Here is a 24,231-nt window from a genome sequence, read left to right on the forward strand (position 1 = left end):
CACAAAAGCAAAAGGCGCCTTCCCGAAGAAAGACGCCAGCGCGCAATCATATATGTGGACCAGCTTGATACTGGCCTGAATGCTCTCAGCGCTCGCGGAAATCCGCAAAGACAGCCGAAGGACGCGTCACGCGGACCTGCTGCATGGCAGCGCGTGCGGTCATCTGTTCGTTAGCGGCAGCGCCGAAACGATGGTAACCCTGACTGGAGCGTGGGCCGAGGCCCGCCAGACGGAGCGTTTCAAAGCCGGAATGTACCGGACGGAAGCGAGTGGTCATTGCCTTGGTTCCTTAAACCGAATTCCTCCCAAGACACTGCGGTATATCGCAGCGCAGCATGGATTCGGCAAGCTCGCCAAATGCGTCGCTGTTATGCGAATTGCGCATGGCTTTTTTCATAATTCGTTTACACTGAGCAATAATAAGGCAATCAGCCTTGCGTAACCTTGGCCTGAAACGCCAATAAATCCTGCCATGCCAATGACTTGGAGGCAGGCGCGTTCAAAAGTTCCTGCGGGTGCAGGCTGGCCAGCGCCGGCAAAACAAGATGTCCGGCTGCGACATCACGCCACTGTCCGCGCAGCGTATGGATCGTTCCGGTGCCGCCGAAGAAGAAACGTGCGGTGAAGTTGCCAAGAAGCAACAGGTGTTTCGGCTCCGCCAGCGCGATCTGGCGCTCGATGAAGGGCCGGCAGATATCCATTTCGGCTTGAGTCGGCGGACGGTTGCCCGGCGGCCGCCACGGCACGACATTGCCGAGCATGATGTTGCCGCGTTCAAGGCCGATTGCTGAAAGCATACGGTCGAGCAAAAGTCCGGTCTTGCCGGCAAATGGCAGGCCTTCGCGGTCGTCATCGGCATCCGGCATGGGACCTATGACCATGATGGCGGATGAGGGATCGCCTTCGGTGAAGATCGTGCTGCGCGCGCTGTTCTTGAGATTGCAGCCGCTGAACCCTTCCAGCGCGGTTTTCAGCTCGGCAAGCGACCTTGCGCTTTCAGCGGCAAAACGCGCTGCCGCCACGGCCTGTTCGTCCGGCATCGCAACATTCTGCTGAACCGCGGGGGCGGGTGGCGCGCCGCGTGCCGGTGTCTGGCGTTTCGGCTGCTGCTGCGGCGAGTGTTGAGGTGTATCGCCGCCGCGTTCCATCGGCCGCTGGCTTGGCTGGCGCGCGGCTGCGCCCGCCTCCTGTCCCTGTGTCGGCCGGGCAGGGCGGGCGGCGGCAAATTCGGCGAAACGGTCGAGCGGCTGGTCTTCCAGCAGCCAGTCCACGCCCGCATCCGCATGGAAATGCAGGAGGGCGGCAAGTTCGGCCGGGGAAAGGTCGTGGGCGGCGATCATGGGGGGAAATTATCCCATGTTCCCCGCCCGGGGAACCCGTAAATCACGCTGTCCAGCGCTGAATGTCACCGCTTTCGCCGATCATCGCCAGACCATGGGCAATCGAGAGCAGCTCGCCGCCGCTTTCGATCCGGTCAGCATCGAAACGCCGGGTGAAAAGCTCCCGCACCGCGGGTACGAAGGAGGTGCCGCCGGTCAGGAACACCTTGTCGATGGCTTCGGGAGCCACCTGCGTTTTTTCCAGCACCTCGTCCAGTGCGCCTTCGATCTTGGCGAGATCGTCGGCGATCCAGCCGTTGAAATCGCTGCGTTTCACCATCTTGCGCCCGGCCTTGCCGAGCGGCGTGAAGTTGAACTCCGCTTCTTCCGCCGAAGAAAGCGCCATCTTGGTGGCGGAAATTGCCTGATAGAGCGGGTATCCCTCGTCATGGTCAACGAGATCGACGAAGAGTTCGAGCTTTTCCGGCTCCAGCGCCGAGCGCACCAGCGATTTAAGCGCCGTGAATTCCTTGGATGTCTTGAAGATCGACAGCTGGTTCCAGCGACCGAAATTCACGTAATAACCGGAGGGCACGTCCAGCACCTTGTCGAAGCTCTTGAACTTGCTGCCCTTGCCGATCTCGGGCGAGACCAGATTGTCGATCATCCGGAAGTCGAAATGATCGCCCGCCACACCGACGCCGGAATGGCCGATGGGGGTGGCGGAAAGCTTGCCGGCATGGGTCTCGAAACGGATCAGCGAATAGTCGGTGGTGCCGCCGCCAAAATCCGCCACCAGCACATTGGCGTCCTTCTTCAGGCTCTGGGCGAAATAATAGGCGGCTGCCACCGGCTCATAGACATAATGGATTTCCGGAAAGCCAGCGCGCGTCAGCGCCTCGTTGTAGCGGGAAAGCGCCAGCGCTTCGTCCGGATTGCTGCCGGCGAAACGCACCGGCCGGCCGGCAATGACGGTCGAGACGTCGCCTGGCCATTCGTCACCCGCATAGGTTTTCAGCTTGCGCAGGAACACCTCCATCAGATCCTCGAAGCTCTGGCGCTTGGCGAAGATCAGCGTGCCCTGAAACAGCGGCGAGGCGGCAAATGTCTTGATCGACTGCAAAAAGCGACAATCGCCGGCATTGTCGATGAACTGCCGGATGGCGGCGTGGCCCGCTTCCACATGCAGCGCGGCGGCACCGAGGCCGGCATCCTTCATGAAGGAGAGCGCCGTGCGCATGCTGTCATCCGTGCCGGCGTTGCTGGTGAAACGCATGGAATGGCTGTCGCCGCCACCGTTGGAAAGAGCCATGACCGTGTTGGTCGTGCCGAAATCGAGGCCAAGTGCCCGCTTTTGCGTCATCGCCATATCCTTGTCGCCGAAAAAATATTCGCCCGGCCCTTGGGTGGCCCGGCGTGAAAATAAGGGATGCCTTTGGCGTCCCGATGTCAGAGGAGGGCGGTTGATTGCACAGGGCAGATGGAATGGCAAGCGCCGGCCCGCCGTTTTTCGGCCAATTGCTGCCGGGCGGCCTGTCCCCTTTGTCTGAAGGGGGCTGGGGAAACATCGACAGGGGGAGCGGGTGGTAAACGATTTGCTCATGCGCCAATGAAAGAATGCGATAGTTTTCGGCAATATCTTTAGGGGTTTGTGGTTATAATGGCGCAAATCAGAAGATTAGGTGGCGAGGCATATTTTATACTCAAAGAATATAAATCGAAGCTCCCTGTATTGTGTTTCACCTGTTGCCCTTCCCAACCCGGAAAATTTGATGCCCCGCAAGATCACCGACTCCCTCCTGGAAGACGTACCGCTGGACTGTCCCGAGTCGGTGCGGGGCGAGATTGCGGTTTTCAACCGGCAGCTTCTCAATCTCATGGAAGCATCGCAGCAGGGTTATGCGCTTTTTGACGGCGGTGATGAGTTGCGTTTCGCCAATACGGTTTTTCGCAAGGCGCTCGGCATCGGGCCGGCTGATTTCCCGAGTTGGGTGGACCTCATGCGTAGCGGGTATCGAAGCTCCACCGGCACCGCCATTGAAACCGCCGATTTCGAGCTTTGGCTGCGTTCCGCCAGAACACGGCGCGGCAAGCTGCCCTTCCGCACCATTGAGACCGGTCTCAATGACGGGCGCTGGGTGCTGACGACTGAAACGACGTTGCCGGGCGGCTGGATGCTGTGCGTCGTCACCGATATTTCCGAACTCGGCATCGAATTGCGCGATCTCAGACAGGAGCGCGACAGGGCGTTGAAGTCGGCGCTGAGCGACGAACTGACCGGACTCGGCAACCGTCGTTACGCCATGGATAGCCTCAATCACATGCTCGGCCCCAACAAGGCGCAGGCGCTTGCCGTCATCATCATGGATATCGATCACTTCAAGTCGGTGAATGATCGCTTCGGACATGCCTACGGCGATCTGGTTCTCAAGGATTTCGCCGCGCGGCTTTCCGCGAGCGTTGGGCGCGATGATCTTGTCGGCCGGATCGGCGGAGAGGAGTTCCTGCTGGTCCTCAGCGGTTCGCGGATGCATATCGCCGAGACTGTCATGCGGGGGCTGCTGTCGTCGCTGGCGGATGCGTCACCGCTCGGGGATATGCCGGATTTTCGTTATAGTTGTTCGGCCGGCATCGCCTTTGCCAATCCCGGCGAGAGCGCCAGCGATGTTCTGCGCCGCGCCGACACGGCTCTTTACGAGGCCAAGAACACCGGCCGAAACCGCTTCGTGATCTACGAAACGGTTTCCTGACGGGTGCATGCGTGGCGGCTGTCAGTTTGACTTCGCCGCGCCGCCATCCACCCGCAGCATCGTGCCGGTGATATAGCTTGCCGGCACCGAGCAGAGGAAAGCGCCGGCGGCGGCAAATTCTTCCACCGTGCCGAGACGACCGGCCGGAATGCTCTTGACCGAAGCTTCACGGATTTCTTCGACGCTCTTGCCCAGGCGCTTGGCGTTGGCGCCATCCAGCTCGTCGATGCGGTCGGTGTGGATGCGACCGGGCAGAAGCAGGTTGGAAGTGATGCCGAAACCGGCCACTTCGCTGGACAATGTCTTGCTCCAGCCCACCAGCGCGCCGCGCAGGGTGTTGGAGAGCGCCAGATTGGCGATGGGTTCGAACACGCCGGATGAGGCGACGGTCAGGATGCGGCCGAAACCCTGTTCCTTCATCTGCGGCAACAGCGCATTGGTGAGCGTGATGACCCGCAGCACCATCGACTGGAAGAAGGTGTCGAGCTTCTCAGTCGTCATTTCCTGAGTGAGACCCGGCGTCGGGCCGCCGGTATTGTTGACGAGAATATCGATGCCGCCAAGCTTGTCCTTGACGGCTTCAACCATGGCCTCGACGAAATTGTCATCGGCCAGATCACCCCACACCCAGTCGGCCTTGCCCTTGCCGAGCGCGTTGATCGCCTTGCAATTCGCCTCCAGTTTTTCGCCGCTTCTGCCGACGAGAAGAACATTTGCGCCTTCCTTGGCGAGCGCCGTGGCAATGCCCAGCCCAAGGCCGCGAGAAGAGGCGAGAACGAGGGCGCGTTTGCCGGAAATGCCGAAATCCATGGGGTTTGTCCTGTCTTGTGAGGAGTGTCTGTGCTGTTTATAGGAAGGTGGCGTCCGCTTTTGAAGGTCAAATACACGTCATGACAGAACAATCTCTGCTTAAATTCTCCATTGCCGTCACGGTTCTTCTGGCCCTGTTCGGCATCAGTGCGGGTTTGTTCTCCGGCTCCTTCGCCGTGGTTTTCGATGGTGTTTATGCGCTCACCGATGCCTTCATGACGGTGCTGGCGTTGCTCGTGGCGCGGCTTATCGCAGCCTCGGCCGCGCCCAAGCCGGGTGGCCGGCTGGTGGAGCGTTTCACCATGGGTTTCTGGCATCTGGAGCCGATGGTGCTCGGCCTTAACGGCACGCTGCTGATGGGCGCGGCGATCTATGCGCTGATCAATGCCATCGACAGCCTGATGGATGGCGGCCGCTCGATCGAGTTCGACTATGCCATCATCGTCACCTTCTTCAGCTTTGCCGTTTCGCTTGCCATGGCATGGTTCGTCAAACGGCAGAACCGCCGGCTGAAATCCGCCTTCGTGGCGCTGGATGCCAAAAGCTGGCTGATGAGCGCGCTCTTGAGCATGGCGCTGTTCGTCGCCTTCGCCATCGGTTACGGGCTAACTGGAACATCGCAGGCATGGCTCGCGCCCTATGTCGACCCTGCCGTGCTGGCGCTGGTCTGCCTTGTCATCATCCCCATGCCGCTCGGCAATGTGAAACAGGCGCTCGCCGATATTCTTCTGGTCACGCCGCTGGAATTCAAGCAGCATGTGGACCGGGTGGCGACGGAGACGGTCGAAAAATTCGGCTTCGCCTCGCATTATTCCTACGTCGCCCGCGTCGGACGCGGCCGACAGATCGAACTTTTCTTCATCGTGCCGAAGAACTGGCCGGCCCGACGGCTTGAGGAGTGGGATGCCATCCGCGACGAGATCGGCGATGCGCTTGGCGGCGAGGGAGCCGACCGGTGGCTGACGATCGTGTTTACGACGGATGAAGAATGGGCGATTTGAGCGGGTGGAGCGTTCCAGGCCACTGAAGATATCGGCCCAACGGTCTTTACACTTTATTTTCAGCGCCTGAATTGCATGAGGGAGGCTAATCCATCGATCTGTTGGCGGCAGCCAAACGATTGCGCTCGACCTCGGCAATATTTTGCAGAACCCAGCCGGTTAGCCTTGTAAGAGGTTCCGCCAGAGATTGACCAAGAGCGGTCAAATTATATTCCACCTGCGGGGGAATCGTCGGATAGACTTTTCTGGAAACGAGGCCATCATTCTCAAGAGCGCGCAGCGTTCTTGTCAGCATTTGCTGGCTAATTCCCCCTATAAGTCTGCGCAACTCATTGAACCTCCTTGGGCCATCAAGCAGCATCGTAATCGTCATTATAGTCCATTTGTCACCGATGCGGCCAAGCATCTGGCTAATGGGACGGCAATCCGCACTCGTTCCGGGTTGTGATGGCGGGGTAGGTAGATTCATGTGACCAGGCCCTAAAATTATGCGTTCTTGTGTTGTTCCCAGTCTAACATACATAGCTAGTCACGAAAACATACTGCCATAGGAGATGTTATGACTGACCGGAAAACGATTGCAATTTTTGGATATGGAACCGGGCTCGGCGCGTCCGTCGCGAGACGTTACGGTAGGGCTGGATTCAAGGTCGCCCTTGTTGCTCGCAATGCTCAATCCCTCAGCGAGAGGGTAGACGAACTGCTGGCGCAAGGGGTGGATGCCAGGGCCTTTCCTGCCGACCTCAACGAGATTGAAGCAATCCCGGCTCTGGTCCGTGATATCGAAGAGAAGGCCGGCCCCATTCATACCGCGATTTTTGCGCCTGTCGGCAATTTCCGGATGCTTCCAGCGGTCGATCTGACATCAGCTTCGCTGAGAGAACTCACCAATATCCTGACATTCGCACCGGTTGAGGTTGTTCGGGCAGTATTGCCTGGGATGCTCGCTCGCGGCGATGGCGCGATCGTCATTGCGGATGGTCTTTCGGCCGTAACACCAATGCCGGGGCTAAGCGGCCCGGGCCCCGCTTTTGCTGCCACACGCAATTACATTCTTGGCCTTCACGATGAGATCAGGGATCGCGGAGTGTTCGCCGGAATGCTTCACATCGGAGCGATGATTGACAACTCCACGGGACTTCGTGCGGCAGTCGCCAACGGCCTGCCTGTCGGTGACGGGCGTTTTCCAACGATCGATCCTGACACACTTGCCCAGGAGATCTGGTCGCTCACAACCGAGCGGACCCATGCCGAAGCGATCCTGCCTGCGCAACATCACCAGCATTGAAGTGATTTGACTATTGATCGTGGGCAGCGACGATGCTGCTGCCTGCGATCAAGACGAGCTTGGTGGCGAGGGAGCCGACCGGTGGCTGACGATTGTGTTTACGACGGATGAAGAATGGGCGATCTGAGCGGGACGCCCGAGACTGGCCGCACGCAGTGCTTGAAAATAAGGATATCGGCGCCCGAAAATCGGCGGTCGCAACGCAGGGCCGGTGTTAGCAGTTTTCCGGATTGTTGCAGCGGCTTCGGCCGCCTGTAACGACTGATTGGATGAGCAAAAGCTCGGCAATATCGATCACAGGAGAGACCGCGATGAACAGTCAAATCGAACGTGCGGAAATATTCCGCAGCTTGCACATTCCGGGTGATCCCATCGTCCTCTACAACATCTGGGATGCGGGAAGTGCGGTGGCCGTTGCGCGTGGCGGGGCGAAGGCGATAGCCACCGGAAGCTGGTCTGTCGCCGCGGCACAGGGTTATTCGGATGGTGAGGAAATGCCGCTGGATGACGCATTGTCAGTCGTCGCGCGCATAACGAAATGTGTCGATCTGCCTCTCACCGTGGATTTTGAAGGCGGTTATGCAGATGATCCCGCCGCCGTCAGGCAGAATGTTGGTCGCCTGTTTGCCCTCGGCGTCATCGGATTGAACTTCGAGGATCAGGTGGTGCACGGCAAGGGTCTGCATGACATCGGTCACCAGTCGGATCGGCTTCGGGCCGTCCGCAGCGCAGCAAGTGATGCCGGTATCCCGGTTTTCATCAATGCGCGAACCGATGTGTTTCTGAAGGCGGCGGAAGGGGTGGATCACGCAACCCTGCTGGACGACGTATTCGCCCGCGAGGCCGCCTATGCTGCGGCAGGCGCGGATGGCTTCTTCGTGCCCGGGCTGAAGGATAAAAAGCTGATCGAAAAAATATGCCGGCAGACGACGCTGCCGGTCAACGTCATGACATCGGGAGACACGGAAGAGGTTCGCGCGCTGGCAGAGATCGGCGTCGCCCGGATCAGTTTCGGACCCGCACCCTACGCAAGGGTCAGCCGTGACCTGGAAAGCAGCGCGCGTATTTTTGTCTGAAAAGAGGCGCGCGCTTCACTCAAAAATCCGGCTGTCAATCGGTATCGAACATCCGGGCGATCTTGTCGCCGACCTTGCCCTTTTGCTGGACAAGTGCTGACGGCTTCGGAGAGGAACAGTCCGGCAAGGCGAAAATGGCCACGGTAACAACCATACTGTGGCCGGCCGGACTACATTTGCGCGATCCCGGCAGGGGCGTAACTCGCCCTGAGCCGTCTTGCATCTGTCCGCTCGAAACCTACATGGGCGGGGTTATTGGCAAATGGGTATTCATGGACAAGTCAAGTTTTTCGTCGCTACAGACGCCACGTCTGATCCTCCGCACGTTCCGGGATGAGGATTTCCCGTCTTATGCCGACTATCACGGTCGCAGCGACGTCTACAGATTTCTATACGCCTCACCGCCCCGGAAGACGGCGCTCGCGGCTCAGTTCGCCGAGATAGTGACGGGTTCATTCAAAGAGGATGGCGATACGCTGCGGCTTGCGGTAATCCGGCGCGATGATGACGCGCTGATTGGCGAGGTGCTTCTGAAAATCGCCAGCCGGGAAGCACTGCAGGCTGAAGTCGGTTATATCTTCAATCCGTCCTTCTCTGGAAAGGGTTACGCCACCGAGGCCGTGCGGGCGATGATCGGGCTGGGTTTCGACGTATTTGGATTTCACCGGATTTTTGCCCGGCTGGACACCCTGAACCGCGGCTCGATCGGGATCGTCGAACGTCTCAAAATGCGCCGGGAAGCACATCTCATTCAGAATGACCGCTTCAATGGCACGTGGGGTGACGAGTTCATCTATGCCGTTTTGAATGACGAGTGGAAAACCCTGTCGCAGGCCTCGCCAGAATAACGCCCTGGATGGAGGGTTGGTATCAGCTATCGACCCCTAACGGTCAAACGCCGAGGGCTGAAGTTTCCCGGACCGCAGAAGATGCTGAAGCGTGTAGGCAACCGACAGGGCATCATCCAGCGCATCGTGTCCTTTGAGAACGGGGTGATCGACACAAAAATAATCCGCTAGTTTGTTGCTTGGTGTTCGGGCAAGGTCTTCAAGGGGCATTCCGGCGGCAAGCAGCAGCTTGACGGCGTTATCGAACCGGGATGCAGGAATTGGCGGGCTTATACCGGCAATATAGCAACTGATCGCCATCATATTCAGTTCGTCTTTCCCCCAGGACCACAATTTCGCTCCTTGTGAGAACATCTCCACATCCGCCAGCGCCTTATGAAGGCTTGTGCCCTTCTCATCGATCTGTTCTTCGGTAATTCCGGTGAGGTTTGTAAAATATGCATCGAGCGCATATCTGTCGCCATACCGGTCAACAGGCGTGACATAGGATTTGAAGGTCTCCAGAACAGGGAAATCGGCTTCAAGGCCGATCCTCACGGCGCCGATCTGGGCGATGACGGGATCAGGATCGATTGCCGCACACCAGAACCGGCCTTGCGACCCCTGAATGCAGAGAAATTCACAGTCGAAGACGATAGCTGTTTTCATGTGTCTTGCCTGCCGATCGGATCGCTCGTCTTTGCCACACTAGTCCCGATCACCAGAATGGCAATGGTGGCTGCCAGCGCCTTGCCGGGGAGTAACTGGCGCTCGCCAAACGGTAAGGGCTCTTGACGCCTAAACATGTCACCCTTATTCTTATATTACGTGAACGTAAAGGTAGTAAAATAGTCATCAGGTTGTCTGACAATTAAGTGGCATGCGACATGTTTTGCCGCTATAGAAGCTCGACAAAGGCGTCTTGCTTTGCGAAGACAGGGGAGGCGAACTCCTTGTTGCGCACGGGCTTTTTACCTCGCACTGGCAATGCCCTGCCGATGGTGGAACGCGGATATAATAACAGCCGGATGGGACCGGCGATCTGAGAGGATGAGATGACGGAAGCGATGGAACTGCCCGAACGCGAAGCGATGGAATTCGACGTTGTGATCGTCGGTGCGGGTCCGGCCGGTCTTGCCGCCGCGATCCGGCTGAAGCAGGTGGAGCCTGAGCTTTCGGTTGTCGTTCTCGAAAAGGGTGCTGAAGTCGGCGCCCATATCCTCTCCGGCGCGGTGGTCGATCCGATCGGCATCGACCGGCTTTTGCCCGGCTGGCGTCAGGAGGAGGGGCATCCCTTCAAGACCGAGGTCAAGGACGACCAGTTCATGTTTTTAGGCCCGGCCGGTTCCATCCGACTGCCGAATTTCATGATGCCGCCCTTGATGAACAATCACGGCAATTACATCGTCTCGCTCGGCCTCGTCTGTCGATGGCTGGCGGAAAAGGCGGAAGGGCTCGGCGTCGAGATCTATCCGGGCTTTGCCGCCACCGAAGTGCTTTATAATGACGAAGGCGCTGTCATCGGTGTCGCCACCGGTGATATGGGCATCGAGAAGAACGGCGAGCCTGGCCCCGCCTTCACCCGCGGCATGGAACTGCACGGCAAATACGTGCTGATCGGCGAGGGTGTGCGTGGTTCGCTCGCCAAGCAGCTGATTTCCAGGTTTGATCTGTCGAGGGATCGCGAGCCGCAGAAGTTCGGCATCGGCATCAAGGAGCTCTGGCAGGTCAAGCCGGAGCACCACAAACAGGGCCTGGTGCAGCATTCCTTCGGCTGGCCGCTGGGTTTCAAGACCGGTGGCGGTTCGTTCCTCTATCATCTCGAGGATAATCTCGTTGCCGTCGGCTTCGTGGTGCATCTCAATTACAAGAACCCCTATCTTTATCCCTTCGAGGAATTCCAGCGCTTCAAGACGCATCCGGCCATTCGCGATACGTTCGAGGGCGGCAAGCGCATTTCCTATGGCGCGCGCGCCATCACCGAAGGCGGGTACCAGTCGGTGCCGAAGCTCACTTTCCCGGGCGGCGCGCTGATCGGCTGTTCGGCCGGTCTCGTCAACGTGCCGCGCATCAAGGGCAGCCACAATGCCGTGCTGTCGGGCATGCTGGCGGCGGACAAGATCGCCGCGGCGATTGCGGCCGGCCGTGCCCATGACGAGGTGGCGGAAATCGAGGCCGAATGGCGCGAAGGCGATATCGGCAAGGATCTGAAGCGGGTGCGCAACGTCAAGCCGCTCTGGTCGAAATTCGGCACGCTGGTTGGCGTCGGCCTCGGCGGTCTGGACATGTGGACGAACCAGCTGTTCGGTTTCTCGCTCTTCGGCACGCTGAAGCATGGCAAGACGGATGCGCAAAGCCTCGAGCCGGCTTCGAAGCACAAGCCGATCGCGTATCCAAGGCCCGATGGCGTTCTGACCTTTGACCGCCTGTCCTCGGTGTTCCTGTCCTCCACCAACCATGAGGAAGACCAGCCGGTGCATCTTCAGGTGAAGGACATGGAGCTGCAGAAGCGCTCCGAACATGACGTCTATGCCGGTCCTTCGACGCGTTATTGTCCGGCCGGTGTCTACGAGTGGGTGGAGAAGGATGGCAGGCAAGTCTACGTCATCAACGCCCAGAACTGCGTGCACTGCAAGACCTGCGACATCAAGGATCCCAACCAGAACATCAACTGGGTGCCGCCGCAGGGCGGTGAGGGGCCGGTTTACGCCAATATGTGATGGTGGCTAAAAGGGGTGAACTCCCCTCCGTCGTTGTATTCGGGCCTATCCCGTTTCCGTCATTCCGGCCTTGAGCCGGAATCCAGCCGGCGCGCGTCTGCGCGGCGAGAAGGCCTTTTCACGGCGCAGACGCGCCGTGGCTGGATGCCGGCTCAAGGCCGGCATGACAAAGGCGAAAGCGTTCTTTGCCCCCTGCCTATTTGTGGATTGCTCTTCGATTTCTTACATATAGGATGTTGGGGTGTCCTGCCGTCAACTGGCCCGTGGAATGCGGGATGGAAATGCGGTAACGCCTTGAATGTGCATATGGTCCCCAGGGGCGGCTCACGTTTGCGCCGTCACTCCGGTGGCAGGGAGTAAGAGAATGCCCGGCTTTCAGAAGCTGAATATCGTGCGGAAGACAAGGTTTGGTGCCGCTTTGGCGGCGGGCGTGGTTATTGCCGTTTCGCTGAGCGGCGGTCCGCTGGTGGCTGCCAGCTGCCGCGCCGATGCCATGGCCGGCATCGACTGGCGCGAATGCAACAAGCGTCTCCTGATGCTGGGTGGCAGCAATCTCGATTCGGCGATGCTTTACGGAGCGGACTTTACCTATACCGACCTGCGCGGCTCGTCGATGAAGGGCGCGAATCTCGAAAAGGCGAAACTCATCCGCACGGCGCTGGGGGAGGCGAACCTGCAGGGCGCCAATCTGACCAAGGTGGAAGCTTATCGCAGCGACTTCAGCGCCGCCGACGCCACCAACGCGAAATTTATCAACGCCGAAATGCAGCGCACCAAGTTCGAAAAAACCAAGCTCGACGGTACGGATTTCACCAAGGCCGAACTCGGCCGCGCCGATTTCGAGGGCGCGACGCTGAACGGCTCGAAATTTTCCCTGACCAACCTGTCGCGCGCCCGCTTCGGCGGCGCAACACTCGGCGGGCCGGTGGATTTCACCAGTGCCTTCCTGCTCCTGACGCGCATCGAGGGGGTGGATCTTTCCACCGCGACAGGGCTGGAGCAAAGACAGGTCGATATTGCCTGCGGCGATGCCAAGACAAAATTGCCGAGCGGCCTGACCACGCCCGCATCATGGCCGTGCCCTGAAGATCCGGACGACGACTGACAAGACAAAATCCACGCGAGTTTTTTGCGCGTGGCAGCGGCACAGGGCGGAATTGGCGCGCCCGCACAGGCGGACGCGCCGTCGCGTCGGTCAGAAGCCTGAAAGCACGATCTTGCCCTTGGCCTTGTTGCTCTCGATCAGCGCATGCGCCTTGATGAGATTTGCGGCATTGATAGTGCCGAAGACTTCCGTCAGCGTCGTCTTGATCTTGCCAGCATCGACCAGTTTCGCAACGTGGTTCAGCAGCTTGTGCTGCTCGATCATGTCTGGTGTCTCAAAGACCGCGCGGGCGAACATCATTTCCCAATGGATCGATACGCATTTGCGTTTGAAGGCCATGACATCGAAACCGCCGGCTGGATCGTCGATCAGCGCGAAACGGCCCTGCGGCGCAATGGTCGCCACGCTGTCGGCGGCGTGGATGTCGCTATGGGTGGTTGAAAACACGAAGCCCGGCGCGCCGAGGCCAAGCGCCTCCACCTGCGGGGCAATCGGCTTGCTGTGATCGACGACATGATGCGCGCCGAGGTCTTTCGCCCAGGCCATCGTTTCCGGCCGCGAGGCGGTGGCGATGACGGTAAGGTCCGTCAACGCCCGCAGAAGCTGGATGGCAATTGAACCGACGCCACCGGCGCCACCGATGACCAGAACGGCGTTGGCTGCGCCCGGAACCGGATCCTTCACCCGCAGCCGGTCGAACAACGTCTCGTAAGCGGTGATTGCCGTCAGCGGCAGGGCTGCGGCTTCCTCGAAATTCAGCGATTTCGGCTTTTCGCCGACAATGCGTTCATCGACCAGGTGGAATTCGCTGTTGGAGCCGGGACGGTTGATGACACCGGCGTAAAACACCTCGTCGCCGGGCTTGAACAGCGAGACCTTGTCACCGATGGCCTTCACCACGCCCGCCGCATCGAAACCGAGCACGCGGGTAGCACCATTTTCCGGCGACTGGTTGCGGCGCACCTTGGTGTCAACCGGGTTGACCGAAACGGCCTTCACCTCCACCAGAATGTCGTGCCCCTTCGCCTCCGGCTGCGGCAGGTCGATATCGACAAGCGCATCGCTGGCGGTGATGGGCTGGCTTGTCCTGTAACCGATGGCGCGCATGAACAGTCTCCTTTGCTTGTTTGCGTGCCTCTTACTTGATACATATGAACACCAATCGCAAGAATGCACATTTTGTGATGATACATACAAAAAGGATACTGTGATGTCGCGACCGCGCGCCAAGCTCACCGGCAATTTTCCCGGTTGCCCGGTGGAATCGACCTTGAGTTTTCTCGACGGAAAATGGAAAGGCGTGATCCTTTATCACCTCATCAATGAGGGCACGCTGCGCTTCAACGAGCTGCGCCGCCATATTCCAAGCGTCACCCAGCGCATGCTCACCAAGCAGCTGCGCGAGCTGGAGGAGGCGGGCCTGATTTCGCGCACCGTCTTCCCGGTGGTGCCGCCACGTGTGGACTACGCGCTGACGCCGCTTGGCGACACGATGAAGCCGGTAATTTCGGCGCTGAAAAGCTGGGGCGACGCCCATGTTGTTTGCAAGAACGGCGCGAAATACACACAGCTTCCGCAGGCCGAGGAAAAGGCCGCCTGAAAAATCACGGGTAAGACCACGTGCCGCTTTCCATGCTCGCGATGGTGCGATGCAACATGTATTTGCCCCGATTAATGCATAATGCTGCCATCGTGATTCGCAGCAGGGACATCAAAGCACATGAGCATGGGTTGGATGGAGGCCGGATTTCTCGGCCTTTTGCAAGGACTTACGGAATTTCTTCCGATTTCTTCAAGCGCGCATCTGAGGATAGCCGGGGAGTTCCTGCCCTCCGGCGCCGATCCCGGGGCCGCCTTCACCGCGATTACGCAAATCGGCACGGAAATGGCCGTGCTGGTCTATTTCTGGTCGGATATCATGCGCATTGCCGCCGCCTGGCTGCGGCAGAACCTGCGCCTCGGCCCCTATGACAAGGCGGATGCCCGCCTTGGCTGGCTCATCATCGTCGGTTCCGTGCCGATCGTGTTTCTCGGCCTGTTCTTCAAGGATGCCATCGAACATTCGCTGCGCAACCTCTATATCACCGCCGTGATGCTGATCGTCTTCGGCATCGTTCTTGGCATTGCCGACAGGATTGGTGAGAAGCGCTACAAGCTGAACCAGCTGATCTGGCGCGACGGTATCCTCTTCGGTTTCGCGCAGGCCATGGCGCTGATCCCCGGTGTCTCGCGCTCGGGCGGCACCATCAGCGCCGGCCTGCTGCTCGGTTACACCCGTGAGGCGGCCGCCCGTTATTCCTTCCTGCTCGCCGTTCCCGCCGTCTTCGGCTCCGGTTTCTACCAGCTCTTCAAGAGCATCGGCGAGGACAACCCGGTCGGCTGGGGGCAGACGGGACTTGCCACCCTGATCGCCTTCATCGTCGGTTACGCGGTTATTGTCGTCTTCCTCAGGCTGGTCTCGACCAAGAGCTACATGCCCTTCGTCTGGTACCGCGTGGTCATCGGCTTCATCCTGCTGGGGCTTCTGGGAACGGGCGTCATCAGCGCCGGCGGGTGAGGGGAGCCGTACTCGCCGTCATCCTCGGGCTTGACCCGAGGATCCATCGTGAGCCGGGTTGTGGATCCTCGGGTCAAGCCCGAGGATGACAATGGCGAGATTTCGATTTGTAAAAGTGAGGCCCGCTCTTTCGAGCGGGCCTTTCGTCTTTTAGAGCAACGTGCCGCTCAAGATCACCAGCGCCACCGAGAAGTAGATGACGAGGCCGCTGACATCCACCAGCGTGGCGACGAAGGGGGCAGATGCGCTGGCGGGGTCGAGACGCAGGCGCTGCAGGATGAAGGGCAGCATGGAGCCGGCAAGCGAACCGAAGGTAACGATGCCGACAAGTGCCGAAAACACGGTGGCGCCCACCAGCAGCCAGTGTTCGCCGTAGTCGTAAAAGCCGGCCTGCTGCCAGACCGTCAGACGCAGGAAACCGATGGCACCCAGAATGCAGCCGAGTGTCAGGCCCGTCGGGATTTCCCGCAGCAGCACCCGCCACCAGTCGGAAAGCTTCAGTTCACCGAGCGCCAGCGCCCGGATGATGAGCGAGGTAGCCTGCGAACCGGAATTGCCGCCCGATGACATGATCAGCGGTATGAACAGCGTCAGCACTACGGCCTTTTCCAGCTCGCCTTCGAAATGCTGCATGGCGCTGGCCGTCAGCATTTCGCCGAGGAACAGTGCTGCGAGCCAGCCGGCGCGCTTGCGGATCATGTCCGGAAAGCCGATCGTCATGTAGGGCTTGCCGAGCGCCTCCATACCACCGAACTTGTGGGCGTCTTCCGTTGTGTCGGCGATCATGGTGTCGATCACGTCGTCAACGGTGACGATGCCGAGAATATGCGAGCGGTCATCGACGACGGGCAGTGCCAGAAGGTCGTGCTTGCGGATCAGCCGGGCGACATCCTCCTGCGACATCAGAGGGCTGGCGCAAACGATGCCTTCCTTCGATGCGACAGAGAGGATTGAGGCGCCAGCTTCGCCGGTCAGCAGGCGACGCAGCGTCACGACGGTGGAAAGCGTTCCGTCCTGCGCCAGCACATAGATGGCGTAGACCGTTTCACGCGACCGCTCGACGACGCGGATGTGCGAAAGGGTCTGTTCCACCGTCCAGTCATCAGGCACGCTGACGAATTCCGTGGTCATGATCGAGCCGGCCGTGCGCGGCGGATACCCCATCAGGTGCTTGATGGAGAGAGCCGTCGTGCGGTCCAGCCGGGAAAACAGCTTTGCACGTGGTTCTTCGGCCATTTCCGCCATGACGTCGGCAACGCGGTCGTCAGACATCAGATTGACGAAGCGGGCAGCCTGTTCGACAGGAATATGGGCGATGATCGCGGCTGCGCCGTGCAGTTCGGGCCGGTCGAGAATGGCGACGGCCTTTGCCTGCGGCATGGCGAGCAGGGCGGTTGCGGCTTCGCCGACATCAAGCGTGTTGAGGTGCTCGACGCGTTCGGCAATGGTAGTGGAGCCGGCATTTCCGCTACGAAGAAGACGTGCGGCCTTGCTGGCCCTCTGGGAGAGGTTGTGGAAGTTCATGATTGCTCACCTTTCCGTCGATTCGCCGATAACGGCGAACGCGGTGGTGAGCCGACAGCGGTCGGATCAGTTCACGTTCGCCGGTCTCGGCAAAGGCAATCGACTGCTACTGTCGCTAGACATCTAATGATGCTCCGTTGAAATCCGCGCCGTGCCGCAAGGCATGCGCGTAAGGCCGTGTTGCGCCTGAAACCGAAAAGAGTCAAGCGCCCGATTGTGAAATTTCCGTAAGCTGCGATAGGGTCGGCTCAGGCCGCCTTTTCGCGCCGCTCGACGGTGACGGAAATGAGGAAAACGCCAAGCCCGAGCAGCGACAGAACCGCACCGACATAACCAGTCGAGGCATAGCCATACCCCATGGCGATGACGAGCCCGCCGAGCCAGGCGCCAAGCGCATTGGCGATGTTGAAGGCGGAGTGGTTGGAGGCGGCTGCCAGCGTCTGGGCATCCTGCGCCACATCCATCAGCCGCGTCTGCACAGCCGGACAGGCGGCAAAACCGCAGCCGATCAGGAAGACGCAGAGGCACAGCATGAACGGTTCATGCGCCGTCATGCCGAACACGACCATGACCAGCACGTTGAAGGCGAGCATGCCGCCAATCGTGCCGTTGAGCGAGATATCCGCCAGCCGTGAGCCGACCACATTGCCGACATTCATGCCGATGCCGAATAGCGCCAGCACCATGGAGACGGTGGAAACCGGCATCATCGCCACATCAGTGGTGGTCTTGGCGATATAGCTGAACACCGAGAACATGCCGCCGAAACCGACAGACGCGATGGCAAGCGTAAGCCACACCTGCACGCGGCGAAAAGCGCCGAGTTCGCGCCAGACACTTGCACCTTCCTCCACCCGGTCACGCGGCTGGAACAGCCAGAGCAGGGCGACGGTCAGAAGCGCTATGCCGCCGACCAGCATGAAGGCGGCGCGCCAGGACAGCAGCTGGCCGAAGAAGGTGGCAAGCGGTGTGCCGAGCAGCGTGGCGATGGTGAGGCCGAGCATGACGCGGCCGACGGCGCGGGCGCGTTTATGGATCGGCGCCATGGAGGCCGCCACCAGCGCAGCAACGCCGAAATAGGCGCCATGCGGCAGGCCCGTGATGAAGCGCAGCACGGTAAAGCTCAGGAAGTCAGGTGCGACGGCACTCAAGATATTGCCGGCTGCAAAAAGCCCCATCAGGCCGAGGAGCAAAGCACGCCGCGTCATGCGCGCGGCAAGGATGGCGATGATCGGCGCTCCGATGACGACGCCAAGCGCATAGGCCGTGATGACGTAACCCGCCTGTGGCACCGTCACGCCATAGGTCGTGGCGACGTCAGGCAACAGGCCCATGATGGCGAATTCGCCGGTACCGATGCCGAAGCCGCCGGCGGCCAGCGCCAGTTCGATAAGCGCGATGGCAAGCGGCGAGAGCGCCACGGCCGGAGTGTCCGTGTAAACGGTTTCATTCTCCGCTGCGGGACGGGCTTCGGAAATTTTCGACTGGCTCATGATGACCTGAGAAGGGGGAGGACCCCACAGAAAAAAGGGCAAGACCGTATGGGAGCGGTCTGCCCTGACTGGAGATGCGCGGTCATGAAAATGACCTTAAGTGCTCCCTAACATGAAATGATGCGTTGCGGTAGAGCGATTCTCGGTAAAAGAGCATCTTCACGCGATGGTGTTCGGAACTCTATATGAAGCCAGGCATTTACGCGCGGCTGCGAACGTTACGGGACCGGGTTGGACATGAAGCTCATTGCAATTTTCAATCGTGATGGCGGCACCTTTCGCACCACCGATATGGACGCCTATTGCGACCACGCCCGTGCGGTCTTTTCCCGGGCGGGGCACCAGATCGAATGCCGTCTGGTTTCCGGAAAGGACATTGTCGAGGAAATGCAACGCGCTGCCGATGAGCCTGATATTGAAGGCATCATTGCCGGTGGGGGCGATGGCACCATTTCGGCCGCGGCCGGCATCGCCTGGAAACAGGGCATTGCGCTCGGCATCGTGCCGGCCGGCACCATGAACCTGTTTGCCCGCTCGCTGAAACTGCCGCTCGACATTCGCCTGGCGCTGGAAACGCTGGCAAATGGCGAGATCGCCAGCGTGGATATAGCCAGTGCCAACGGCCGGCTTTTCGTTCACCAGTTTTCCGCCGGCCTGCATTCGCGCATGGTGCGTTACCGCAACAACCTCGCCTTTGCCTCCCGCCTCGGCAAGATCAAGGCAAGCATCCGCGCCGCCATCAGCGTTATCCTCAATCCGCCGGTCTTCGAGGTGGAATATACCGTCAATGGCGAAACCCAGCACCGCAAGGTCTCGGCCATTTCCGTCTCCAACAATGAATTCGGCCAGAACTCGCTGCTGGTGGCGGATAGCGTGTCAGGCGGCCATCTCGGTTTTTACCTCACCGATCCGCTGCGCCCTTCCGGTGTCGCAAGGCTTGCCTTCGACATTCTGCGCGGCAGGCTGAAGGAAAACGCCGCCGTGACAGCCATGACGGTGACGGATGTGGAGCTGCATTTTCCGAAGAAACGCCACGATGTGCGCTGCGTCATCGATGGCGAATTGCTGCCGATGGAGCGGGATGTGGCGTTGGAGGTGCATGCCGGCGAGTTGAAGGTGCTGGTGGGGCGGGCGTTTTTCGCATAGCGCGAACGGCGTGTGTTTGGATTGGGAGCGCGCCGCATGTTTCTTCTCCCCGCCGGGGAGAAGTCCGCGGCAGCGGGATGAGGGGGCGAGCTCTCCGTATACCGCTAACGTTGCCCCCTCATCCGACCCTTCGGGCCACCTTCTCCCCGGCGGGGAGAAGAAACAAGGGGCGATATCCTGCCCCTTCATTACTGCCCCAAGAATGCCAACGTCGCCAAATCAGATCCGCTTCGCCCTGTCAGGAACGATCGCGTGCCGCATGTTTCTTCTCCCCGAGGGGGAGAAGTCCGCGGCAGCGGGATGAGGGGGCAAGCTCTCCGTCTCTCGCTAACGTTGCCCCCTCATCCGACCCTTCGGGCCACCTTCTCCCCGGCGGGGAAAAGAAACGAGCGGCAACCGCCCGTTAATGCGTTGGCCCCTGAAAATCACCAGCCTTGCCAAATCAAAGCCGCCCGGCCATGTTCGGCAGGCGCGGTGGCTTGAGCGCCGTCGCCTTTATGGGAGTGCGATCTGTCATGAATGAAGTCTCCAAGCCGATATCCAACCTTGCCGCCATCGATGCCGCCCATCACCTCCATCCCTTTTCCGATATGGGCAAACTGAATGCCGCCGGCACCCGCATTATCGAACGGGCCGAAGGGGTGTTCATCTATGACAGTACCGGCAAGAAATACCTCGACGCCTTTGCCGGCCTCTGGTGCGTGAATATTGGCTATGGACGCCGCGAAATCGCCGATGTCGTTCAGAGGCAGATGAACGAGCTGCCCTATTACAACGCGTTTTTCGGAACGACCACGCCGCCCGCGACACTTCTGGCGCAGAAGATCGCCTCGCGCGCCGGGCCTGACATGAACCATGTATTCTTCACCAATTCCGGTTCGGAAGCCACCGACACCTGGTTCCGCATGGCGCGGGTCTACTGGAAGGCGCTTGGCCATCCGACGAAGACGAAGGTCATTGCCCGCCGCAACGGCTATCACGGCTCGACGGTGGCCGGCGCCTCGCTCGGTGGCATGAAATGGATGCACGAGCAGGGTAACCTGCCGATCGAAGGCGTTGTCCATATCGGCCAGCCCTATTGGTATGCCGAAGGCGGCGATCTTTCGCCCACCGAATTCGGCCTGAAAGTGGCCCGCGAACTGGATGCGAAGATCGATGAACTCGGCGAAGAAAACGTCGCCGCTTTCGTCGCCGAACCCATTCAGGGGGCAGGCGGCGTCATCGTGCCGCCGGAAACCTATTGGCCGGAAATCGCCCGCATCTGCAAGGCGCGCAATATCCTGCTCGTATCGGATGAGGTGATCTGCGGTTTCGGCCGTCTCGGCTCATGGTTCGGTTACCAGCATTTCGGCGTGCAGCCGGACTTCGCACCCGTCGCAAAGGGCCTGTCATCCGGATATCTGCCGATCGGCGGCGTCATCGTTTCCGACCGCGTGGCGGAAGTGATGTTGTCGGAAGTCGGCGACTTCAACCACGGCTTTACCTATTCCGGCCACCCCGTCTGCGCCGCCGCCGCGCTGGAAAACCTTCGCATCATCGAGAATGAGGGTCTGGTGGAGCGGGTGCGCGATGATATCGGCCCCTATTTCTCCGAAGGCTGGAAAAGCCTTGATGATCACGAACTGGTGGGCGAGGCCGTGAATGTCGGCCTGATGGGTGGGCTGCAGATAACGGCCGACAAGGCAACCCGCCGGCGTTTCGCCAAGCCCGATGATATCGGTACCGCCGTGCGCAACCATTGCCTGGCAAACGGCCTTGTCATGCGCGCGACTGGTGACCGCATGCTGGCCTCACCGGCGCTGACCATCAGTCGCTCGGAAGTCGACCAGATCATCGAGACGCTGCGCAAGGGGCTCGATCACCTGCGCGATACGCGAGAGCATTTCTAGGAAAAGTCGACACCGGTTTTCCGTTAGAGAATGCGAAAAAAGTTTCCAAGGGAGGAATAATCAGATGGCAGGACAGGAACATCATTACGCTGTGCAGGTGAAATGGACCGGCAATCGCGGCAAGGGCACATCCGGCTACCGCGATTATGAACGCGACTACACGATTTCCACCGCAGGGAAAGCCGATATCGCCGGCTCCTCGGACCCCGCCTTCCGTGGCGATCCCTCCCGCTGGAACCCGGAAGACCTGCTGGTCGCCTCGCTCTCGGCCTGCCACAAGCTCTGGTACCTGCATTTCTGCTCGGTCAATGGCATCATTGTCGAAGACTATGTCGACAACGCCGAAGGCACGCTTGTCATGGAAAAAGACGGCGCGGGGCAATTCAGCGAAGTGGTGCTGAAACCAGTCATCACCATCTCGAAAGGCGATGCCGCCCGCGCGGACGAACTGCACCATGATGCGCATGACAAATGCTTCATCGCCCGGTCGGTGAATTTTCCGGTGCGGGTGGAGGGGACGGTGAAAGTGGTTTGAGACGGAGGTGGCGCGCGATCTGCGCGAGTGGACCGCGGCGGGCAACTTCACGAGAGCATGTCCAGTAAAAGTGCGTAGTTGTTTTACTGGACATCCGTAAAAATAAAGGGAGAGAGCGCTTCCAAAGATCTCGGTTTGTCTGAAGCGCTATAGGCTCAGTCATAATTGTTGTTGTCCGCTAAATGCGTTATTTTGCTGTGATTGTATTGTTTCTCTCTCCGTCATTCCGGCCTTGAGCCGGAATCCAGTCAGCCCAAGTCCTTGGGCTGAAAAGACTCTTCTCGCCGCGCAGACGCGCGTTGGCTGGATTCCGGCTCAAGGCCGGAATGACGGAGGTTATGTTCCTTGATGGCAGTGAGAGCATTGAGTGAGTCAACTAGGACTCATCCGTTCTCCAGCTGTCGCGGATTCCATTGAGATTGCCTTCACGGCCGACGTCTCGAAGTTTCCGGTGTATGCGGATGAATTCTCTCAGAGCCATTTCAACCGCCGCTTCGGTGTTGGATAGCCCGGTAATTTCCATAATCTCTGCGATCAGTGCATCATCCAGATCGATCGTTACTCGCATTGCAACGCCTCAAGGTGTCTGGGCCACATCAGCACCTTGAGGGCGAAGATGCGCGATCTTACTGGAACGCCGTCTCGTAAAAGCTTCGAAGCTTGCGCGAGTGCAGCGTTTCCGTCGGCATGGCGGCGAGTTTCTGCACGGCGCGGATGCCGATTTGCAGATGCTGGGCGACCTGGGTGCGGTAAAACTCCGTCGCCATGCCCGGCAGCTTCAATTCGCCATGCAGCGGCTTGTCGGAGACGCAGAGGAGGGTGCCGTAGGGCACGCGGAAGCGGAAACCGTTGGCCGCGATGGTGGCCGATTCCATGTCGAGTGCTATGGCGCGCGACTGCGACAGGCGCTTGACGGGGCCGGCCTGATCACGAAGCTCCCAGTTGCGGTTGTCGATGGTGGCGACGGTGCCGGTGCGCATGATGCGCTTCAGCTCGAAGCCCTCGTAACCGGTGACTTCCGCCACAGCGCCTTCCAGCGCCAGCTGCACTTCGGCCAGCGCCGGGATCGGCACCCAGACCGGTAGGTCGTCATCAAGCACGTGGTCCTCACGCACATAGGCATGCGCCAGAACATAGTCGCCCAGCCGCTGGCTGTTGCGCAGGCCGGCGCAATGACCGACCATCAGCCACGCATGTGGGCGCAGTACGGCGATGTGGTCGGTGATCGTCTTGGCGTTGGAAGGGCCGACGCCGATATTGACCAGCGTGATGCCGGCATGGCCCTTTTTCTTCAGGTGATAGGCGGGCATCTGCGGCAGGCGGCCGAGCACGGCGTCGGTTTCCGGCCTATCGGAACCGGCATTTGTGATGATGTTGCCCGGCTCCACGAAGGCTGTGTAACCTTCGCCGCCATTCTTCATCATCTGCCGCGCCCATGCGGCGAACTCGTCGATATAGAACTGGTAGTTGGTGAACAGCACGAAATTCTGGAAATGGCTGGCGCTGGTCGCCGTATAATGGCTGAGGCGGGCCAGCGAATAATCGATGCGCTGCGCGGTAAAGGGCGCAAGCGGTGCGGGTTCGCCCGGCACCTGGTCATATTCGCCATTGGCGATGAGGTCATCGGTATTGTTGAGATCGGGCGTATCGAACAGATCGCGCAGCGGCACGTCGGAGAGCGACGATGCGGCCGCCGCCTCGACATAGGCGCCTTCGCCAAAAGCGAAGTGCAGCGGAATGGGTGTGGCCGATTCCGACACCGTGACCGGAACGCCGTGGTTCTTCATCAGAAGCCCCAGCTGCTCTTTCAGGTAATGGCGGAACAGCTCCGGCCGGGTGATCGTCGTTGTGTAGACGCCGGGCGCGGTGACGTGGCCATAAGAGAGACGCGAGTCGACATGACCGAAGGTTGCGGTCTCCAGGCTCACCTGCGGGTAGCAGGCGCGGTAGCGGCCGGCAATCGGCGCGCCCTTGGCAAGGTCGGTGAAGGAATTGATCAGGAACGCCGTATTGCGTTCGTAAAGCGCGGTCAAAGCCTCGACTGCTTCTTTCGGGTCCGTGAAGGACTGCGGCGCGAAAGGCTCGGGGCTGATGAAGGTGAAGGGCGGAATCGTTCGTTTTGCTATTGTCATGGCCCATTATAAGAGGGCAATTTCGACAGGCAAGCGACAGAAATACGAAGAAACTGAAA

At 59.7% G+C, this 24,231-nt stretch carries 23 protein-coding genes; 12 read left to right on the plus strand and 11 right to left on the minus strand.

Annotation, left to right across the window (positions count from 1 at the left end; translation table 11 throughout):
• Nucleotides 1–85 precede the first annotated feature (85 nt).
• From EXN68_RS01910 to EXN68_RS01925, 3 genes are all read right to left on the minus strand, one after another.
• A complete protein-coding gene (locus EXN68_RS01910; RefSeq protein WP_003509784.1) occupies nt 86–277 on the minus strand; it encodes a hypothetical protein in 192 nt (63 codons plus the stop codon).
• A gap of 151 nt (nt 278–428) precedes the next feature.
• Nucleotides 429–1,340: a uracil-DNA glycosylase gene (locus tag EXN68_RS01920; RefSeq protein ID WP_142839416.1), complete on the minus strand. Its 912-nt coding sequence runs from the start codon at nt 1,338–1,340 to the stop codon at nt 429–431.
• 43 nt (nt 1,341–1,383) lie between these two features.
• A complete protein-coding gene (locus tag EXN68_RS01925) occupies nt 1,384–2,682 on the minus strand; it encodes an Hsp70 family protein (protein WP_142839417.1) in 1,299 nt (432 codons plus the stop codon).
• A gap of 409 nt (nt 2,683–3,091) precedes the next feature.
• Between EXN68_RS01925 and EXN68_RS01930 the strand changes: the two genes are divergently transcribed.
• On the plus strand, nt 3,092–4,069 hold the full coding sequence (locus tag EXN68_RS01930) for a GGDEF domain-containing protein (RefSeq protein WP_161991160.1): 978 nt from the start codon (nt 3,092–3,094) through the stop codon (nt 4,067–4,069).
• A gap of 21 nt (nt 4,070–4,090) precedes the next feature.
• Here the strand turns inward: EXN68_RS01930 and EXN68_RS01935 are convergent, their stop codons facing one another.
• Nucleotides 4,091–4,879 carry an SDR family oxidoreductase gene (locus EXN68_RS01935; RefSeq protein ID WP_142839418.1) on the minus strand — a complete coding sequence of 263 codons (789 nt, stop codon included), beginning with the start codon at nt 4,877–4,879 and terminating at the stop codon, nt 4,091–4,093.
• 80 nt (nt 4,880–4,959) lie between these two features.
• On the opposite strand from EXN68_RS01935, the gene EXN68_RS01940 reads away from it, so the two are divergent.
• Nucleotides 4,960–5,880 (plus strand): cation diffusion facilitator family transporter, encoded by a 921-nt coding sequence (locus EXN68_RS01940; protein ID WP_142839419.1) that lies wholly within the window; start codon nt 4,960–4,962, stop codon nt 5,878–5,880.
• Nucleotides 5,881–5,965: 85 nt separating this feature from the next.
• Here EXN68_RS01940 and EXN68_RS01945 read toward each other — a convergent pair whose 3' ends face one another.
• Nucleotides 5,966–6,349 (minus strand): winged helix-turn-helix transcriptional regulator, encoded by a 384-nt coding sequence (locus EXN68_RS01945; RefSeq protein ID WP_142839420.1) that lies wholly within the window; start codon nt 6,347–6,349, stop codon nt 5,966–5,968.
• A 90-nt stretch (nt 6,350–6,439) separates the two neighbouring features.
• On the opposite strand from EXN68_RS01945, the gene EXN68_RS01950 reads away from it, so the two are divergent.
• The 3 genes from EXN68_RS01950 (at nt 6,440) to EXN68_RS01960 (ending at nt 9,092) form a co-directional block, all read left to right on the plus strand.
• Entirely contained in the window at nt 6,440–7,168 is a 729-nt protein-coding gene (locus EXN68_RS01950) for an SDR family NAD(P)-dependent oxidoreductase (RefSeq protein ID WP_142839421.1), read from the plus strand.
• Nucleotides 7,169–7,479: 311 nt separating this feature from the next.
• Entirely contained in the window at nt 7,480–8,244 is a 765-nt protein-coding gene (locus EXN68_RS01955; RefSeq protein ID WP_142839422.1) for an isocitrate lyase/PEP mutase family protein, read from the plus strand.
• Nucleotides 8,245–8,516: 272 nt separating this feature from the next.
• A complete protein-coding gene (locus EXN68_RS01960; RefSeq protein WP_142839931.1) occupies nt 8,517–9,092 on the plus strand; it encodes a GNAT family N-acetyltransferase in 576 nt (191 codons plus the stop codon).
• 36 nt (nt 9,093–9,128) lie between these two features.
• Here EXN68_RS01960 and EXN68_RS01965 read toward each other — a convergent pair whose 3' ends face one another.
• Nucleotides 9,129–9,740, minus strand: a complete 612-nt coding sequence (locus EXN68_RS01965; RefSeq protein WP_142839423.1) for a 3'-5' exonuclease — start codon at nt 9,738–9,740, stop codon at nt 9,129–9,131.
• A gap of 386 nt (nt 9,741–10,126) precedes the next feature.
• On the opposite strand from EXN68_RS01965, the gene EXN68_RS01970 reads away from it, so the two are divergent.
• A complete protein-coding gene (locus EXN68_RS01970) occupies nt 10,127–11,791 on the plus strand; it encodes an electron transfer flavoprotein-ubiquinone oxidoreductase (protein WP_142839424.1) in 1,665 nt (554 codons plus the stop codon).
• A gap of 364 nt (nt 11,792–12,155) precedes the next feature.
• Nucleotides 12,156–12,896 carry a pentapeptide repeat-containing protein gene (locus EXN68_RS01975; protein WP_142839425.1) on the plus strand — a complete coding sequence of 247 codons (741 nt, stop codon included), beginning with the start codon at nt 12,156–12,158 and terminating at the stop codon, nt 12,894–12,896.
• Between the two features lie 90 nt (nt 12,897–12,986).
• Here the strand turns inward: EXN68_RS01975 and EXN68_RS01980 are convergent, their stop codons facing one another.
• Nucleotides 12,987–14,003 (minus strand): zinc-binding alcohol dehydrogenase family protein, encoded by a 1,017-nt coding sequence (locus EXN68_RS01980; RefSeq protein ID WP_142839426.1) that lies wholly within the window; start codon nt 14,001–14,003, stop codon nt 12,987–12,989.
• Nucleotides 14,004–14,106: 103 nt separating this feature from the next.
• Between EXN68_RS01980 and EXN68_RS01985 the strand changes: the two genes are divergently transcribed.
• Together EXN68_RS01985 and EXN68_RS01990 are read left to right on the plus strand one after the other, a co-directional pair.
• Complete coding sequence (locus EXN68_RS01985) at nt 14,107–14,496, plus strand: winged helix-turn-helix transcriptional regulator (RefSeq protein ID WP_142839427.1); 390 nt, start codon at nt 14,107–14,109, stop codon at nt 14,494–14,496.
• Nucleotides 14,497–14,616: 120 nt separating this feature from the next.
• Nucleotides 14,617–15,453 (plus strand): undecaprenyl-diphosphate phosphatase, encoded by an 837-nt coding sequence (locus tag EXN68_RS01990; protein WP_142839428.1) that lies wholly within the window; start codon nt 14,617–14,619, stop codon nt 15,451–15,453.
• Between the two features lie 150 nt (nt 15,454–15,603).
• Here EXN68_RS01990 and mgtE read toward each other — a convergent pair whose 3' ends face one another.
• Nucleotides 15,604–16,977, minus strand: coding sequence for a magnesium transporter (mgtE, locus tag EXN68_RS01995; RefSeq protein ID WP_142839429.1), 1,374 nt, complete (start codon nt 16,975–16,977; stop codon nt 15,604–15,606).
• Nucleotides 16,978–17,225: 248 nt separating this feature from the next.
• Nucleotides 17,226–18,470, minus strand: coding sequence for an MFS transporter (locus EXN68_RS02000; RefSeq protein WP_142839430.1), 1,245 nt, complete (start codon nt 18,468–18,470; stop codon nt 17,226–17,228).
• Nucleotides 18,471–18,707: 237 nt separating this feature from the next.
• On the opposite strand from EXN68_RS02000, the gene EXN68_RS02005 reads away from it, so the two are divergent.
• From EXN68_RS02005 to EXN68_RS02015, 3 genes are all read left to right on the plus strand, one after another.
• Nucleotides 18,708–19,616: a diacylglycerol/lipid kinase family protein gene (locus EXN68_RS02005; RefSeq protein WP_142839431.1), complete on the plus strand. Its 909-nt coding sequence runs from the start codon at nt 18,708–18,710 to the stop codon at nt 19,614–19,616.
• Nucleotides 19,617–20,131: 515 nt separating this feature from the next.
• Entirely contained in the window at nt 20,132–21,505 is a 1,374-nt protein-coding gene (locus EXN68_RS02010) for an aspartate aminotransferase family protein (protein ID WP_161991161.1), read from the plus strand.
• Nucleotides 21,506–21,569: 64 nt separating this feature from the next.
• Nucleotides 21,570–22,040, plus strand: coding sequence for an OsmC family protein (locus tag EXN68_RS02015; protein ID WP_065654149.1), 471 nt, complete (start codon nt 21,570–21,572; stop codon nt 22,038–22,040).
• 376 nt (nt 22,041–22,416) lie between these two features.
• On the opposite strand, the gene EXN68_RS02020 is transcribed toward EXN68_RS02015, so the two are convergent.
• Nucleotides 22,417–22,608 (minus strand): type II toxin-antitoxin system VapB family antitoxin, encoded by a 192-nt coding sequence (locus EXN68_RS02020; protein ID WP_142839433.1) that lies wholly within the window; start codon nt 22,606–22,608, stop codon nt 22,417–22,419.
• A 58-nt stretch (nt 22,609–22,666) separates the two neighbouring features.
• The gene (gene amn, locus EXN68_RS02025; RefSeq protein WP_142839434.1) at nt 22,667–24,172 is read right to left on the minus strand and encodes an AMP nucleosidase; all 1,506 of its coding nucleotides are present in this window, start codon (nt 24,170–24,172) and stop codon (nt 22,667–22,669) included.
• Between the last annotated feature and the right edge of the window lie 59 nt (nt 24,173–24,231).

Origin of the sequence: Martinezella rhizogenes (assembly GCF_007002745.1) — a bacterium.
Classification (GTDB): Bacteria; Pseudomonadota; Alphaproteobacteria; order Rhizobiales; family Rhizobiaceae; genus Agrobacterium; species Agrobacterium cucumeris.